The organism is Flammeovirga sp. AWQ4_249, from assembly GCF_056161045.1.
In genome coordinates this window covers 56600-73170 of the sequence record NZ_JBSWYJ010000010.1, presented here as the reverse complement: position 1 = coordinate 73170, position 16571 = coordinate 56600, and the positions used below count along the sequence as shown (strand labels likewise).

At 33.2% G+C, this 16571-nt stretch carries 15 protein-coding genes; 12 read left to right on the top strand and 3 right to left on the bottom strand.

Annotated elements, in window-relative coordinates; genetic code table 11:
• Positions 1 to 3 precede the first annotated feature (3 nt).
• Positions 4 to 447: a VanZ family protein gene (locus tag ACXAHM_RS10055; RefSeq protein ID WP_474960307.1), complete on the bottom strand. Its 444-nt coding sequence runs from the start codon at positions 445 to 447 to the stop codon at positions 4 to 6.
• 30 nt (positions 448 to 477) lie between these two features.
• Here ACXAHM_RS10055 and ACXAHM_RS10050 point away from each other — a divergent pair, with 30 nt between their 5' ends.
• From ACXAHM_RS10050 to ACXAHM_RS10025, 6 genes are all read left to right on the top strand, one after another.
• Positions 478 to 1122, top strand: coding sequence for a peptidylprolyl isomerase (locus ACXAHM_RS10050; RefSeq protein WP_474960306.1), 645 nt, complete (start codon positions 478 to 480; stop codon positions 1120 to 1122).
• Between the two features lie 210 nt (positions 1123 to 1332).
• A complete protein-coding gene (locus ACXAHM_RS10045) occupies positions 1333 to 1944 on the top strand; it encodes a hypothetical protein (protein ID WP_474960305.1) in 612 nt (203 codons plus the stop codon).
• 2 nt (positions 1945 to 1946) lie between these two features.
• Positions 1947 to 2822: a DUF3822 family protein gene (locus tag ACXAHM_RS10040; protein ID WP_474960304.1), complete on the top strand. Its 876-nt coding sequence runs from the start codon at positions 1947 to 1949 to the stop codon at positions 2820 to 2822.
• Positions 2819 to 3280, top strand: coding sequence for a pantetheine-phosphate adenylyltransferase (gene coaD / locus ACXAHM_RS10035; RefSeq protein ID WP_474960303.1), 462 nt, complete (start codon positions 2819 to 2821; stop codon positions 3278 to 3280). Before ACXAHM_RS10040 ends, coaD begins: the two co-directional genes overlap by 4 nt.
• 75 nt (positions 3281 to 3355) lie before the next feature.
• Positions 3356 to 4732 (top strand): PSP1 domain-containing protein, encoded by a 1377-nt coding sequence (locus ACXAHM_RS10030; protein WP_474960302.1) that lies wholly within the window; start codon positions 3356 to 3358, stop codon positions 4730 to 4732.
• On the top strand, positions 4725 to 5249 hold the full coding sequence (locus ACXAHM_RS10025) for a gliding motility lipoprotein GldH (RefSeq protein WP_474960301.1): 525 nt from the start codon (positions 4725 to 4727) through the stop codon (positions 5247 to 5249). The genes ACXAHM_RS10030 and ACXAHM_RS10025 overlap by 8 nt, the downstream gene beginning before the upstream one ends.
• Before the next feature lie 44 nt (positions 5250 to 5293).
• Here ACXAHM_RS10025 and ACXAHM_RS10020 read toward each other — a convergent pair whose 3' ends face one another.
• Positions 5294 to 6358 (bottom strand): hypothetical protein, encoded by a 1065-nt coding sequence (locus ACXAHM_RS10020; RefSeq protein ID WP_474960300.1) that lies wholly within the window; start codon positions 6356 to 6358, stop codon positions 5294 to 5296.
• Between the two features lie 168 nt (positions 6359 to 6526).
• Between ACXAHM_RS10020 and ACXAHM_RS10015 the strand changes: the two genes are divergently transcribed.
• Positions 6527 to 7195, top strand: a complete 669-nt coding sequence (locus ACXAHM_RS10015; RefSeq protein WP_474960299.1) for a PD-(D/E)XK nuclease-like domain-containing protein — start codon at positions 6527 to 6529, stop codon at positions 7193 to 7195.
• A 27-nt stretch (positions 7196 to 7222) separates the two neighbouring features.
• On the opposite strand, the gene ACXAHM_RS10010 is transcribed toward ACXAHM_RS10015, so the two are convergent.
• Complete coding sequence (locus ACXAHM_RS10010) at positions 7223 to 8986, bottom strand: AMP-dependent synthetase/ligase (protein ID WP_474960298.1); 1764 nt, start codon at positions 8984 to 8986, stop codon at positions 7223 to 7225.
• A gap of 155 nt (positions 8987 to 9141) precedes the next feature.
• Here ACXAHM_RS10010 and ACXAHM_RS10005 point away from each other — a divergent pair, with 155 nt between their 5' ends.
• The 5 genes from ACXAHM_RS10005 to ACXAHM_RS09985 all read left to right on the top strand — a co-directional run bounded on the left by ACXAHM_RS10005 (position 9142) and on the right by ACXAHM_RS09985 (position 16349).
• The gene (locus ACXAHM_RS10005; RefSeq protein ID WP_474960297.1) at positions 9142 to 12732 is read left to right on the top strand and encodes a S8 family peptidase; all 3591 of its coding nucleotides are present in this window, start codon (positions 9142 to 9144) and stop codon (positions 12730 to 12732) included.
• A 127-nt stretch (positions 12733 to 12859) separates the two neighbouring features.
• Complete coding sequence (gene kdsB / locus ACXAHM_RS10000; protein ID WP_474960296.1) at positions 12860 to 13615, top strand: 3-deoxy-manno-octulosonate cytidylyltransferase; 756 nt, start codon at positions 12860 to 12862, stop codon at positions 13613 to 13615.
• Positions 13616 to 13737: 122 nt separating this feature from the next.
• Positions 13738 to 14571, top strand: coding sequence for a 3-deoxy-8-phosphooctulonate synthase (kdsA, locus tag ACXAHM_RS09995; protein ID WP_474960295.1), 834 nt, complete (start codon positions 13738 to 13740; stop codon positions 14569 to 14571).
• Between the two features lie 49 nt (positions 14572 to 14620).
• Positions 14621 to 15637 (top strand): transaldolase family protein, encoded by a 1017-nt coding sequence (locus ACXAHM_RS09990; RefSeq protein ID WP_474960294.1) that lies wholly within the window; start codon positions 14621 to 14623, stop codon positions 15635 to 15637.
• A 10-nt stretch (positions 15638 to 15647) separates the two neighbouring features.
• Positions 15648 to 16349, top strand: a complete 702-nt coding sequence (locus ACXAHM_RS09985) for a phosphatase (protein ID WP_474960293.1) — start codon at positions 15648 to 15650, stop codon at positions 16347 to 16349.
• The last annotated feature ends 222 nt before the right edge of the window (positions 16350 to 16571 follow it).

Genomic DNA, 16571 nt, shown 5'->3' with positions numbered 1-16571 from the left:
GGTTTAAGCACTTTCTTTTTTATATATGGGTACAATTGGAAGTATTTTATGAAAAAGTGCATAACAAAAGACCCCAATTACTCCCGCAGAAGCATCTGCAACAAAGTCCCAAAAATCTCCTTCTCTACTCTCTAATAATTGACCTTGCAATACTTCTGTTGTCGCTCCCCAAGTAAAAACTATAAACAATACAGAGAAAATTATTGGTCTTTTCTTAGCTTTAAAAAATTCACCACCACAGAAAGAAAACATTAATAAAGCAGTAAATATTCCAAATATCCCAAAGTGCCCAATCTTGTCTCCGAACGGTAAATTCAACAAAAAGCTATCTTCTTCTACAGGATTTTTTGTTAATAACAGTTTGATTGTCATTAAAAACCAAAAAATGGATGGAAGTAACCATAGAACTTTTTTTAGATTATCATTCTTCTTCTCTATTTTCGCCATAATATTATATTTTTAGATAGTCACAAAAATATGCGATCAATCTCATTATCATTATATGTAATCCTTATTTTAAATTTATTTTTAGCTTTAAATGCTCAAGCACAAAAAAAGCAAAAGATAAAAGGAAAGGATGAAGTAGTACATATTAACTCATCTTATGGTGAAATTATCATCTTACTTTCAGATAAAACACCTAATCACAAAAAAAACTTTATTCATCTTGCAAAAGATGGTTATTTTAATGGTACAACCTTTCATAGAGTATTAAAAGGATTTATCATTCAAGGTGGAGACCCTAATACGAGAGTTGATGGAGATTCCACAAGAGTTGGTATTGGTTCTCCGGATTATACTATTAAAAGTGAATTTGACAGCACTCTAACACATGAATATGGAATGGTTGGAGCAGCAAGGCAAAATGATGAAATCAATCCCGATAAATCGTCAAGTGGTTCTCAATTCTATATTGTTCAAGCAAAAGAAGGTGCACACCATTTAGATGGAGACTATACTGTGTTTGGCATTGTACTAAAAGGAATGGATGTTGTTGAAAAAATTGCCGAATTAGAAATAGACAATGAAGGACAACCGTTAAAAAGAGCAGAAATAAACATAAAAGTTGTTAAAGAAAAGCGAAAGGATATCCAAAAAAAGTATGATATAAGCCATATTTAATGGATAATGTAAAAAAAACACGAATTATAAGGATTCAATAACAAGATTTAGGTTAATGAGATTATTTTTTATCCGAAAACTAATTAAATTTGCCTAGTCGGAATTGAATAAAACATGAAATTTTGCATTAACTTCATGTTTAAGTTATAATTTAGTTTTGACATTTAGTATTAGTTCGCAGCAAGATTACAACAAACTCTTTGTAGAAAAATGACAAAAACAAAAATACTTACTATTTTAATGGTGCCAGTAGTTTTATTCTTAGGCTGGACGTTATTCCATAGCGTTTTTGACACTATTGAGTTAAGTAAGCAGATTAAAAAGTCCGAAGCACGTGTTACCAAGCAATTAAAAATGATTAGGGACGCAGAAACGGCTTATCTATCGAGATACAAGAAATATACTTCTTCTTGGGATACGTTAGCTATGTTTATCGATTCAGATACATTATACAACGTACAAAAGAAAGAAATCATCCAGGCTCGTAAGAAAAACGATCCATTGTACTATACTCGTACTGACTCTGTTCGTATTGAATATGATACAATTGGTGCCGAGCAAGTAAGAGAAAAACTTTTCCCTGCTGATGAATATGGTAATTTCAATGCTTCGAAATTAAGATACATCGCTGGTAAAAATGGTAAAGAATTTGAACTTTCTGTAGCACAAGAGAAGAAAGGTAATGCTTTAGTTTCATACGTATTGTGTGTGGATAACTATCCATTAGACAAGCACCGTAACGAAGGTAATGCTTCACCAACAAAAAGACTTCTTAAGTTTGGTTCATTAACTGAAGCAACTACTGCAGGTAACTGGGAATAATATTGGAAGATCTGCTATTAGAATCAGTCAGATACTCAGTACATTCAAACAGCTTTGATGTAGCTCGACTAGCTGAATACAGCTTGCATTTGAGAATACATCAAAGCTGTCTTGTTATAGGAGTATATGACCCTGAAAACAACGAGTGTTTAGCTCTTGAATCTTATTCGTATGAGGAAGCTAAAAATACTACAGCTCTCATCGTCAACTTACACAACATCGTGCAAAAACACTCTTTCCTTAATGCTGCATTTTGGAAAAAAGTAAACATTATCTCTGCCTTATCCTCATTCGCTTTTATTCCTGAAGAAATTGAAAGTAATGAGTATGATCAGAACATATTAAAATTATCCTCAAAGTTTAACACTAAAAAGGATAAAGTTTTTAATGTTTCCACCTCATTTGGAACAAAACTAATCTTTGCTTTTCCTTCAGAACTTGAGGATTGGTTAAATGAAATGTACAGTAATTCTGACATTTCATTCAATCATTACACTCAGAGTTTTTACAATGAAATCAGTACCTCTACCAATGAATTACATTGTTACATTGATACTGATACTATTTGTATTCTAAAAGGAAACGAAGATAAATCGCTTCAATTTGCCAATATTTTTAAGTATAAAACCTCACAAGATCTTTTATACTATGTTTTATTTGTGATTGATGAGTTAGGTTTAACACCAAAAGAAACTGAACTATTTGTTTGGGGTGAATTAACTACTGATCGTGATGAAATTAAAACATTACGTAAATTTATTGGTAAAGTATCTACAGGTAGCAAACCTAAAGACCTTCTTTATGCTTATCAGTTTGATCAAGAGCCACACCAACATGCGGCAATTGATGTGTTAGGCAACATGAAATTATATAAATGAAAAGAATCGCATTTTTCCCTGGTACTTTTGATCCTTTTACTAAAGGACATGAAGATATTGCACTACGTGGTGCTAAACTTTTTGACGAAGTAGTTATTGGTATTGGCCATAACTCAAAAAAGAAGAGATTCTTTCCAGCTGAAAAAATGAAAACTCTTATTGAAGAGTATTTTAAAGACAATGATAATATTAGAGTCATTTTATATCAAGACCTCACGGCTAAAGTTGCTAAAGAATTAGGCGCTTGTGTACTTTTAAGAGGTCTCAGAAATACAACTGACTTTGAATATGAAAACAGTATTGCACAAGCAAACAGACATATTAACGGCTTAGATACTGTATTTATTTATACTTCTCCAGAATTTTCTCATTTAAGTTCTTCTATTATCAGAGAACTTCATAAATTTGGGCACAGTGTAAGTAAATTTGTTCCATTCGAATTAGAATCGGAATATTAATTTTTTTAATGCAAATTTGCATCAGGCTAAATTGCCAAATCTATCCATGAAGGGATAGTATAAATATAGATTAATATGGGATGTCAATCGTGTTCAACGGGGGCATGTGGTGTACCAACTGGATGTGGCAGTAATGGAAACTGTAGCACAGGTGGCTGTAGCAAATTAAATTCATTTGATTGGCTAGGCGATATGGACCTCCCCTCGTCTCAACGTTTTAATATAATAGAAATAAAATTCAAGGGTGGTAGAAAAGGTTACTTCCGTAACGAACCTCTACTTGAATTATATACTGGTGACCCTGTGGTAGTAGATACAGGAAATGGTCATCATATTGGTCATGTAAGTTTACAAGGCGATCTTGTACGTTTACAATTGATCAAAAAAGGTATTAATGAGGAAGAAGATGAATTATTAAATATTCTTCGTCATGCTACTCCAAAAGACTTGGAGAAGTTAGCAATGGTTAAAAATAGAGAAATACCTACGCTTTACCGTACAAGAGAAATTATTCAAGACATGGAACTACAGATGAAACTTTCTGATGTAGATTTCCAGGCGGATAATTCAAAAGCAACTTTTTATTATTCTGCTGATGACAGAGTCGATTTCCGTCAACTGATCAAAGTACTTGCTAGTGAATTTAAAATACGCGTAGAGATGCGTCAAATTAGTTTACGTCAAGAAGCAAGTAGATTAGGCGGTATTGGTTCTTGTGGTAGAGAATTATGTTGCTCAACTTGGTTAACAGAATTCAAAAGTGTTTCTACTTCAGCAGCACGTTATCAAAACCTTTCATTAAACCCTAGTAAATTATCTGGGCAGTGTGGTCGATTAAAATGTTGTCTAAACTATGAATTAGAAACATACATCGATGCTTTAGTGGATATCCCTTTATTGGATAAAAACTTAAAAACACAGAAAGGTGAAGCATTCCTTCAGAAAGTTGATATTTTCAGAAAGAGAATGTGGTTTAGTTTTCAAGGTGAAACAACTTGGCATGCTATTTCAACAGACCGTGTTCATGAGGTTTCAAAAATGAATGAACGTGGCAAGTTTCCTGAAACATTAGAGGAAAATGTAATAGATAAAACTGCAGTTTTACAAGAACAAAAATTAAGTTCTGTTCTTGACAAACAACCTCTTCCTCAGAAAAAGCAAAAAGGAAAACGTAAGTCGGATAATAACAAGCAAGGTAATGATTCAAGAAAAGGACCTCAACAAAATGAGCGTCAACGTAATCAACCTCGTAAGAAACAAAATAATCCAGCAAATAAGAAAAGAGGAAACTATCCTAACAGACAGAAAGGGAATAATGAACAACCTCAAAATGAGGCTAAAAAACAAAACCCTCAGTCTAACCAACAAAAACCTAAAAAAGAAGGAGGTAAAAAACCTTCAAAAGGTAATTTTAGAGGAAGAAAAAGAAGACCTAACAATTCAAATGATTAATTTCAAAAAATATATATTCCTGTTTTGGGGTATTTTCACATCTTTTTCAATGGTATCATGTGATTCTCAAATGGTATATGAAAGATATGTTGATTATGACAATAATGCTTGGAATGTAGATTCTACTGCAGTTTTTCATTTTGATATAGAAAATACAACTGATAAGTACAACTTAATTGCTTATGTTAGAAACACTAGTGATTATCCTTATCAAAATATTTACTTGAAGTATTCTTTGATACAAGAAGATTCTTTAGTGGGAATTGACTCTTTGATCCCTGAGAAAATGAAAGACGTTCAACTTTTCAAAGTGAAAACAGGTGAACCTTTTGGAAAGGTAGAGCAATCTATCGGCAACTCAAGTACTGGAGCAATATATACTCATCCTGTTTATATCAAAAAGAATTTTATGTTTGATAAAAAAGGAGAATATATTTTTAATATAAAGCATTATATGCGTCCTGATGACCTGCAAGGAATCTTAGGAATTGGCTATAGGCTTGAAAGAGCTGAATAAGAAAAAGGCTATTTTACTCGATTGTAAAATAGCCTTTTTTATGTTTAATATGGACTTGAAGCCTCAAACATATCTTTGTATTTATCTTGTCTTCGAAGAACATGCTCAATAGATTCTGTAACGATCTCCCCCATGTTTTCACATTTCATAAAACGAGAACTTTTATAATGTTCTGCTAAATCTTTTCGAAGCGTAATTACATTTTCTCGAGGAGCAATAATATCTTTTCGCATAGTCCTTAAAATATCCTTAGCTCTATGTCTAAATCCCATAACTCTACTTGCAATCATAAAGCGCTCCTCTGCTTGGTATTGTCTTACAGATTCCCATGAGATCTTACCCATCATAATCTTGAGAATAGCATTATTTTGCCTGTAAAATTGAGGCATGTAAATATTTCTTCTTCCTTCATAACTTTGTTGATCAAAATCAATAGGTCGAATTCTGTAGTTAATTTCATCGAAATCTGGTACCATCAGTACCACCCAGTTAGAAGAATGCATATCTCCCAATAATTGCACAAAACAACGTTCATTAAATTTCACAAATTCCTTTGTTAAACGTGTTTTATTTTGATGCCCATCTTCTAGATATTCATTAATAAACATATCTCCTGGAATACCTGGAATATGTTCCTCGATTAGTGTTTGATCTGTCACAAGATAACTGACCTTATTTGGAGAAAGAATATCCTCCAATTCCAACCCATAAATACGAGAGGCATCTGCTACCTTTACATAGAAATAATCGAAGTTATCATTAATTCTATTGACAATTCGAACTCTAAAAGGTTTTGTATTTCCATAGGTACACATATCAACTCGATCGACAAATAAGTGTTCCATTACAGTAAGATTACCATCCGCTCTTAAAGAAGCATACAGTTTTTTGAGTGTTTTGTAAAGCTCTTCCATATCCTCTTGAGGATAGAAAACTGTAATCCATAAAGTATCTTCTCCATTAGAATCATACAAAGGTATTGCATTATTATATCTACATAGATCTTCGTATTTTATATTTACTGGAGATATCCTGTCATATTGATCTAAAAAATACTCTAACGGTTCTGTAACGGGATAAGGCTGTTTTTTCTTACTAATTAATGCCATTTTCTATATTCTTTCTATTTTCAAAAGAAATTAACTTTTGATTGATGTTAAATGGTTGATAAGTAAAAATACGGAAATTCTTCTTTATTAAATAGGAGTATTATCACTAAAATATTGGTGACTTCAATAAGAACTTACATCTTTACATTTCAAGATAAATTAATCCATATGTCAACAATACAATATGAAATAAAGGACATGGCTGAAGCTGATTATAGAGCTCACCCTGCCCTAGCAAATACGGATTTAAAAAATGCTCAAATGCATCTTTTAGGTCAATCACCTTTTACTCCTAAAAAAGCATTAAGAGAAGGTACTTATTTGCATACTGCCATATTAGAACCAGAAAAATGGATTGATATGCAAAAAAAGCTATCTGCCCCACAAGCAAATAAAATTGGTAGAATCGCAGCAACAGCTAGAAATTACCCTTTATTAAATGAGCTTCTTGCCCATAAAGATGTAATGATAGAAAAATGCATTTTCTGGAAAGATCCTCTAACAGGATTGGAATGTAAAGCAAAACCAGATTTATTTATTGAGGGAGAAGTTGTTTTAGATTTAAAAACAACTTCGAGGAATATGCGTGAGGCTTTTGAAAAACAAGTTCTTCAGAGGGATTTTGATCGACAAATCTCTTTTTATAATATACCAATTCAAGCACCTATCGCTAGAGTAATTGGAGTCAGTAAAACGTCAAAAGGAAGATTATTTCGTCTTGAATGGAATAAAGATGATGAATACTTAATTCATGGTCGAAAAAAAGCAGAAATTCTATTAAAAAAGATTGCTGACGATCCTTCATTATATAACAGAGCATTATCATATAGAAAATAAAAAAGCCCGTAAAAACGGGCTTTCTTTTTATGAATACATTCCTTCAATTACTTCTTCATACCTTTCATTGATAACTTTACGTTTCAACTTTAAAGTCGGTGTCACTTCACCCGAATCAATAGACCATACATGATCAATAATTGAAATTTTCTTTACTTTTTCCCATTGGGCAAAGTTATTATTTGCTTTTTGAACCTCTTGATCTAATTTCTCAATCACTTGTTCATTTTTTATCAAATCTTGATCTGAAGAATAACTTATTTTATGAATGTTACACCATTCTTTTAAACCTTCAAAATTTGGTACGACCAATGCTGATGGGAATTTTCTATTGTTACCGATAACAGCTGCTTGTTCAATAAAATAGGATTCCTTTATTTTATTTTCAAGAAGTTGAGGAGCAACATACTTTCCACCAGAAGTCTTGAACATTTCTTTTTTACGATCCGTTATTTTCAAGAATTTACCATCAATTATTTCACCGATATCTCCTGTATGGAACCATCCATCTTTTAGTACTTCTGCTGTTTTTTCTGGATTTTTATAATAACCCATCATAACATTAGGGCCTTTTGCCAAGATTTCTCCATCGTCCGCAATTTTCACCTCTACACCATCTACTAATGTCCCCACAGTACCAACCATCATATTTTCTTTATCAGGTCTATTTACCGCTATTACTGGAGAAGTTTCTGTCAAACCATATCCTTCACAAAGTTTTATTCCTGCTGACCAGAATACTCTAGCTAATCTTGGTTGAAGAGCAGCTGCACCTACATTGATAGACTTTACATTTCCTCCTAAAGCTTCTCTCCATTTTGAGAATACCAATTTATTAGCGAGTTCCAATTGTTTATTGTAGATAAAACCTTGCTCCTTATTTGGTTCGTATCTTAAACCTAAATTTAATGCCCAGAAAAAGATTGCTTTTTTAGCAGTTGAAGCTTCTAAGCCTTTTGCTATAATTTTATCATAAATCTTTTCCAACAAACGTGGAACGGTATTAAACATATCCGGTTTTACTTCTTTTAAATCTGCTGCAATTGTCTCTAAACTTTCAGCATAATAAACTGAGATACCAAACATGAGGAAGAAGTGGAAGCCTGTTCTCTCAAAAATGTGACAAAGTGGTAAAAAACTTAACGCTTTCGCCTTCCCTTTTTCGACAGGACATACTTCTGAAACTGACATTGCATTAGACACTACATTTCTATGAGACAACATTACTCCTTTTGGTTTTCCTGTTGTTCCTGAAGTGTAAATGATCGTCAGTAAATCTGTCGTATCAATTTTATCCTTAATTGAATTGACCTGTTCCCGACTTTTCCCTTTTCCTAACTCTTCAATTTCACTCCAATGAGGGATTTCATCCAATTTATCAAAAGTGAAAATCTTTTCAACAACATTGACTTCTAATGCTGCTCTAGCACTTTTTTCATATAAATCATTGGTATCAACAAATACATATTTAGTGTCAGAATTATCAAATATGTAAGTATAATCTTCAACGGTTATTGTAGGGTAAATTGGAACAGTAATTACTCCAATTTGTTGACACGCTAAATCAATGAAATTCCATTCGGGGCGATTAGCAGAAATAATAGCGACCTTATCACCAGGTTGTAATCCAGACTCTAACAACCCTACACCAAGGTTATTAATAATTTCAATGACATCATCTGTTGAATACATCTTCCAATGACTATTTTCTTTATAAGCAATGCAGTCATTTTTGGGATAGTTTTCTTTTTGGATGTATAAAAAATCAAATGTTCGTTGTGCTGTTTTCATACTAAATGATTGTATAGAGAAGTTTAAAAATTTTCAGTCCTTAGATTTTTCCGTTATCTTAAAACTATTGATTATTATATATTTGTCCTAATTTATAAGTGAATTCATTTTCACATCACTGTATTCTGCTATAGATACGAAGATTTACTTTCAAAATGAGAGGTATAAAACTACTGTTGACCCATATCAAATTATTACTAATTGTATTCATAAGTCTATTTTTTACAGAAACTTTTGCTCAAAAAAATAGAGATGTAATTATTTATGCAAAATTAAAAAGTACTACTACACCAATATTACAACCTTGGTCAACAAGTTTTTTATCTGATAGAGATTTACCTGCTGTGATGTTGGCTCCAAAATCTTTTCAACACGTTATACCACAAAGAAAAAACTCTTTCTCAACATTTGAGCTATTCAAAAAAGAAAGACCTGATATTCTTGAAATACATTTTGCTTCTGGAACGAATGTTTCTGGTAAAATTGAAGAACTAAAAGAACACCCACTAGTAGAATATGTGGAATTAGAAACATATTATCCAGATTTAGAAATACTCAGCACCTATGTTCCAAATGATCCTCGACAAGGTGAACAATACGTTATTGATCTTCATAATATGGAAGAAGCATGGGCCATTAATCAAGGAAGTGACAATATCAGTATTGGTATTCATGATAGTGGTTTTGATGTAAATCATGAAGATCTAAGAGGAAACTTGAAAGAAAATACAATAGAAATCAATGGTACTGCAGGGATTGATGATGATAATAATGGCTATATCGATGATTTTTATGGTTACAATTTCGTCAATGATAATAACGATCTTACTGGCTCAAATCACGGTGTATTAGTGTCTGGTAGTGCTTCAGCAAGTACAGACAATAATGTAGGTATTGCAGGAATTGGCTTCAATACCAAAATGCTTTGTTCTGTCCGAAGTAGTTTAAGTAGTCTTTCTTATTTAGCAGAAAATGGTGTTAAGATTATTAATATGTCCTGGGGAAGTCCAAACTCAAAATCAAAGTCTTATGAAGAATTAATAAACTTCTATACTGAAGATCCTGATTATGATGTACTCTTTATTGCCGCTGCAGGAAATAGTAATCATGGAGGTGTGCTTACAGACTACTACCCTGCCTCTTTTGATAACGTTCTTTCAGTCACTTCTATTGATCAAAATAAAAATATTCAAAATTACACAAAGAGTTATAAAATTCATTTATCAGCTAATGACAACTCATTAACAACCAACGTAAATAATACATATTCAACCACTGCAGGTACTTCTATCGCATCTCCAACTGTAGCAGGTATTGCGGCTTTGGTACGTTCTCAAGATCCCACTCTTACAGCAATTCAAACAGCAGAATTAATCCGTTATACTTCTGACACTACAATTTTCACGATTAGCAACAATGCCAACACAAAATATACATCAGGTTTTGGTATGGTAGATGCTTATGCTGCCTTACGTTTGATCGATAGTGTTCATGTGGTGAGGGCATCAAATCTTTCATACAATAAATACGGTACAGATGATATAGATGTAATGCCTGGCGATACAATCGAAATCACCTTCGATTTTAAAAATGTTTTACATGGAAGTTCTGGTGATTTAAAAGCTGTATTAACTTCCTATGATGATAATTTTATTCCGATCACAGATACAACTTTTATTGGTCAATTAAGTGAAGGACAAACTATCTCCAATGCTATCCGACCCTTCTTATTTAAAGTTGGACTTAATGCTGACCTAGATGAAAATATAAGCTTTAGAATAAATTACACAGATAGTACAGATACTTATCATTATAAAGATTGGCAAAATGTAGAATTAAATATCACACTTGAACAATATGTCAATTTCAATAAGATTAATGGAATATTTAGACCAGATGGTACAATTGGCAAGGATAATGGATTAAATTATTACACTGCTAATAACTTTGGTGTATTTAATTACTATCAATTTACACGTCAAGCAGGAATCATATTGGCTACAAATGATGGAACTGTATCAAATGCTGTCTATACTGATATTAATACAAATACTAGAAGTGAAGATTTCCAAGGTATTACTCCTGTTTCATTTATATATGATCATGCAATTGACACAAATTATCCTGTAATTTCTTTTGAAATGCAATATGTGGACATCAATAGTGATGATCCTATTGACTTAGAAATTCATCAAACGTATTTTTCTACCAATCAGATTGACGTAAATAGTGAGTTTTTCACAGAATTAGAGATTACCAATACTTCCAATTCTCATATTGATACGCTTTATACGGGATTATTTATGGATTGGATGATGAATTATACTGCAAGTACCTCAACAAATTATCCATCTGATAGCTCAATTACAGCTTATGATCCAGCTAAAAAGATGGCCTATGTAAAACATCTCAATGACAGGAAATATGGAGCTATCACTTTATTAAATGACGCTGAAATTAATATTCAAGCAATTGATAACTTGAATGGAGCAAATAGTGATATTGATATTACCGATGGATTTTCTGAGCATGAAAAATATCTTGCTGTATCTTCTGGAATAGGGACTACAGTAGTTGGAAATATACCTTCTGGAACAAATTCGTCAAGTATTGTAAGTATGACAATACCAAGTATTGCTCCTAATGAAACTGTTAGAATTGGCTTTTTAATAATAGCTGCTGATTCGATAGAACAATTATATTCACAAGTGGACAGTATTAGACCTTATACTCAATACTGGCTAAAAAGTCCTAATCCTGATATTGGATACCAAGTTGCTCACGAAGGTGAATACGTACCAATTAGAACATCAGATTTTGACTCATTGGCATTATTTAAAAATGAAAATGGAACAAAAGTACTAAAAGAAAGAGGTAGAATTTTTAGTGTTTTGATTGATAGTATTGATTATTACTATGTACAATCTCAAGGACGTTATGTTTATAATGGTGATACAATTCAACTGGAAGGTGAAGCTATTCCTGAATTAAGTATTACTTCTCCAATGTATGTTTGTGATAATAGTAATGTCATCGTTCAAGCGAATGGCTGTGGCATATTTAATTACTATAGCGATGAACTATTAACGGATCTTCTTTATTCAGGTCCTTCTCTAACATTATATGATATTGAAAGAGATACTTCATTTTATATCTCTTGTGCCAATAGAACAGGTGGAAATGTCCAATACGTATATTCTGAAATTGTAGTCGATTCTGTCTTTAAAGATTATTATTTATCAGATACCCTGTCTTATGTTAGTGATAGTGTACATGCAGAGTTCCAAGCAAGAACTGGTGCTGTAGCATGGCAATGGTATCTAAATGGAGAACAGGTAGGTGAAGATAATGAGGCTTCCATTACTATAGAATTTGAAGAAGCGGGTGATCATCAATTACGCCTCTTTGCAACCAACCGAGCAGGATGTACTTATATTATTTCAAAAGAAATTGATGTAAAACGTGACAACCTCACGAGTTCAATGGTCTCTCTATTGGAAAATAGTATTGTGTATCCAAATCCAGTGGTGAATCATCAAGTATTCTTGAAATTACCAACCACAATTGGCACTATGAATTTTGAACTATATGACATTGATGGACAGTTAATCCGAAGTCAACTATCACATAGTAAAAATGCAGGTACTTACACAATCTATCTACCAAGTAAACTAAGCAGTAAAATGTACTTGTTAAGAGGTACTTCACAGTTTGGAAACAAGACTTGGCAGATTACAATTCGTTAATACTTCCGAATTAATCTGTTAATTTATCTTGATTTCAGGGGCAAAATATTTTTTTGTAGCACCTACTAAAACAAAACTGTACATTTGCAGGCACTTATACTTTGAAATAAGATACAACTAATAGAATATGCGTAAGTTTTTAGGAATTATTCCTGCTCGCTACGGATCATCTAGATTAGAAGGTAAGCCATTAGCAGATATCTGCGGTAAGCCTATGATACAACATGTCTACGAACGAGCTATACAAACTGTTGATCATGTCTACATTGCTACAGATGACGTTCGAATCGTTGAAGCCGTAGAATCATTTGGCGGAAACGTGGTAATGACTTCAGTGGAGCATACTAATGGTACTTCAAGATGTCTTGAAGCACTAGATATCGTAAACAAGCAAACAGGTAATAACTTTGATGCAGTTGTTAACATTCAAGGAGATGAACCTCTACTTGAACCTGTTCAATTGACAGAGTTAATGGAAAGCTTTGATGACACAACTGAATTTGCAACTTTAGTATTGCCAGTTGTTCACGAGGAAGACCTTACAAATAATAGTGAAGTTTTTGTGACATTTGATCACAATAAAGATGCTTTGTATTTCAGTAGAGCTGTTATTCCTACGGTAAGAGGGGTTGATCCAAAAGAATGGATGCAGCATACTACATTTTATAAACATATTGGTTTATATGCTTACACAAGAGAAGCTTTAGCCAAATTTTCATCTCTAGCGCCTACTAATCTTGAGAAATTAGAATCTCTTGAACAGTTGAGATGGATCGAGCACGGTAACAAAATCAAAGTTGGTATCACAGAACATGACAGTATTCCTGTAGATACTAAAGAGGATTTAGAGCGTGTTAGACAGATAATGCAAGAGTTAGTGTAAATTTTATAATTACGTAACTTTTATTATTGGGCATTTTTTCAAAAAAAAACTAAATTGCGCATCGTTAGAGGAAGACCTACAATTATTTAAGTCTTACCCCGACACAAAAGCAATATATACAGATGAGTAAAAACATTGTAAAAGTTGGTGACATCAACTGTGGCGCCGACGAATTATTCTTGATCTCAGGTCCTTGCGTAATCGAGGATGAGAGCATCATGATGAAAACGGCAGAGAAATTAAAAGAAGTAACGGAGCGTTTAAACATTCCGATGATCTATAAAGCTTCTTTCCAAAAAGATAACAGATCTTCTGTAGATTTTTATAGAGGTCCTGGTATCGATGAAGGTTTACGTATCCTTCAAAAAGTGAAAGATGAGTTTGGTTTCTCTTTAGTATCAGACATTCATTACCCAGACCAAGTAAAGCCAGCTGCTGAGGTATTAGATATTCTTCAAATTCCAGCTTACTTATGTATGCAAACTGACCTTGTTGTAGCTTCTGCTGAAACAGGTAAAGTTGTAAACATCAAACACGGTCAATTCTTAGCTCCTGAAAACATGATCAAACCTGCTCAAAAGGTTGAATCAACAGGAAATAAAAACATCATTTTAACAGAAAGAGGTTATTCATTTGGTTACAATGACTTAATTGTTGACCCTCGTTCATTCTATGAAATGAGACAAACTGGATACCCAGTGGTTTTTGACGTAACTCACTCTATCCGTAAATATGGTATTCCTTCAGCGGATCCAACAGGTGGAGCTCGTCAATACTTAAGTACATTAGCTAGAGCTGGTGTAGCTGCAGGTATCGATGGTTTATTTATCGAAACTCACCCTTGCCCTAACGAAGCACTTTGTGATGCGGCAAGTCAATTAGATGTAAATCAATTAGAAGAGTTCATGAAACCTCTAATCGAATTACACAATATCGAAGTAAGTTACCGTAAGTAATTTATTTCACCCTTTTTAGATTAAAAATAAATAATATATACTTACTAGTATGGAATTATATTTAGATTCTGCGGAGATCAATGAGATCAAATCGTCTTTCGAACAACTTCCGTTCATGACTGGTTTAACAACAACTCCTACTTTCATGGCTCGTCACGGTATCACTGATATCGACGGTACTATCGTTGAGTTGTCGAAAATTGTTCCTGTTCTTCAAATTGAAGCATTAGGTGACACTGCAGAAGAAATCGTTGCTGAAGCAAAACGTCAAGAAGCTTTAGGTTTAGATCGTGAAAAAACAGTTTACAAAATTCCTGTTTCTAAAGTAGGTCTTAAAGCTTGTTCAATGCTTGTAAAAGAAGGTTTCAAAGTGAATATTCACCTTGTATACACTTTACAACAAGCATATATGGCTATGCAAGCTGGTGCAACTTACGTTTGTCCACTAGTTGGTCGTTTACAAGACCAAGGACATGACGCGTTATCATTAGTAAGAGACTGTGTTGAAGCAGTTAACTACTATGGTTACAACACTAAAATCATGTTCTCTTCTGTACGTACAATCCAACACGTACGTGACGCAGTTGAGGTAGGTGTTCACACAATTACTGTACCTTGGAAGATCATGTCTCAATTAACTGAGAACCACTTCACAAAAATCGGTACTGATCAGTTCGTAAACGACACTCGTTTAATGACTGTTCGTGTAGGTGACGCTTTATCTGAAAACAACCCTACAATCACTGCTGATTCTACAATCGCTGAAGCATTAGTTGTTATGACTAACAACAAAACTGGTGCTGCTACTGTAGTTGATGCAAATGGTGCTGCAATTGGTATCTTTACTGACGGTGATTTACGTCGTTTAGTTACTGAAAAAGGTGGTGAAATTTCTAACATGAAAGTTTCTGATTTAGGTTTAAAAGAACCTATCTCTATTGATGCTCACGAATTATTATTCGCTGCATCAAACTTAATCAAAGAAAAGCAAGTTGATGAATTAGTAGTGACACTTGACGGTAAAGCTATTGGTTTATTAGATGTTCAAGATATCGTAAAATACTAATCTCAAATTCATGAGAGAAGAATTATTCGAAGAAGGAGGAGGCGTTTTTGTAACCGCCTCCTCTTCTCTTTTAGAGCAATTGAAAAAAGTAAAAGGAATCATCTTTGATTGGGATGGTGTTTTTAATGGTGGTGTAAAAGGTGGAGCAATGCCTAGTCCATTTAGTGAAGTGGATTCTATGGGTGTAAATATGCTTCGTTTTGGCTACTTTTTAGAACATGGTAAAATTCCATTTACTGCAATTGTTACAGGAGAATTTAATGAAGCTGCTTTCAAATGGGCCAAAAGAGAACATTTTGATGCAGTATGTTATTTGGTGAAAGACAAGGTAAAAGTTTTACCATTAGTAGATGACATGTCTGGTGTTCAAGCAGAAGAAATTCTTTTCAGCTTTGACGACATCTTAGATATTTCATTGGCAAAAGAAGTAGGCGCTCGCTGTATGGTCGGTAGATCAGGAAGCCCTTTATTTACTGAATATTGTAGAATGCATGGTTATGCAGATTACATTACCGGTAATTCAGGATCCAATAATGCTGTGAGAGAAATTTCTGAAGTGATATTAAGTCTACTCGGTCGCTTTGAAGAAACGATTGATAAAAGAGTAGAATTCGAAGGTGAATATGCCAAATACATTAAACTTCGAAATGAAATTCCTACGAAGTTTTTCAAAAATGAAGGAAGTAACTTTATTGAAAGTAACCCTTTATAAGTTTTTGAGAAAAATCTTGAACATGCTAATCATCAGGTTAGCATGTTTTTTTGTTTTTAGACTAAAAATTCAAACTATTGTAAATAAAATAGCTCTTTTGTTCACGCTTTCGTATTAATTCAAAGTTAATATTAAAGAATTTTTAAAAAATTGGAATAAAAATCAAAAATTATTCACTTTCTATTTGGGAAAAATTTAAGATCAAAATAACTTTGCATTGCA

Coding starts and splice junctions, on each gene's coding strand:
- ACXAHM_RS10055 (WP_474960307.1), bottom strand. CDS start 447: ATGGCGAAAATAGAGAAGAAGAATGATAATCTAAAAAAAGTTCTATGG.
- ACXAHM_RS10050 (WP_474960306.1), top strand. CDS start 478: ATGCGATCAATCTCATTATCATTATATGTAATCCTTATTTTAAATTTA.
- ACXAHM_RS10045 (WP_474960305.1), top strand. CDS start 1,333: ATGACAAAAACAAAAATACTTACTATTTTAATGGTGCCAGTAGTTTTA.
- coaD (WP_474960303.1), top strand. CDS start 2,819: ATGAAAAGAATCGCATTTTTCCCTGGTACTTTTGATCCTTTTACTAAA.
- ACXAHM_RS10030 (WP_474960302.1), top strand. CDS start 3,356: ATGGGATGTCAATCGTGTTCAACGGGGGCATGTGGTGTACCAACTGGA.
- ACXAHM_RS10025 (WP_474960301.1), top strand. CDS start 4,725: ATGATTAATTTCAAAAAATATATATTCCTGTTTTGGGGTATTTTCACA.
- ACXAHM_RS10020 (WP_474960300.1), bottom strand. CDS start 6,358: ATGGCATTAATTAGTAAGAAAAAACAGCCTTATCCCGTTACAGAACCG.
- ACXAHM_RS10015 (WP_474960299.1), top strand. CDS start 6,527: ATGTCAACAATACAATATGAAATAAAGGACATGGCTGAAGCTGATTAT.
- ACXAHM_RS10010 (WP_474960298.1), bottom strand. CDS start 8,986: ATGAAAACAGCACAACGAACATTTGATTTTTTATACATCCAAAAAGAA.
- ACXAHM_RS10005 (WP_474960297.1), top strand. CDS start 9,142: ATGAGAGGTATAAAACTACTGTTGACCCATATCAAATTATTACTAATT.
- kdsB (WP_474960296.1), top strand. CDS start 12,860: ATGCGTAAGTTTTTAGGAATTATTCCTGCTCGCTACGGATCATCTAGA.
- kdsA (WP_474960295.1), top strand. CDS start 13,738: ATGAGTAAAAACATTGTAAAAGTTGGTGACATCAACTGTGGCGCCGAC.
- ACXAHM_RS09990 (WP_474960294.1), top strand. CDS start 14,621: ATGGAATTATATTTAGATTCTGCGGAGATCAATGAGATCAAATCGTCT.
- ACXAHM_RS09985 (WP_474960293.1), top strand. CDS start 15,648: ATGAGAGAAGAATTATTCGAAGAAGGAGGAGGCGTTTTTGTAACCGCC.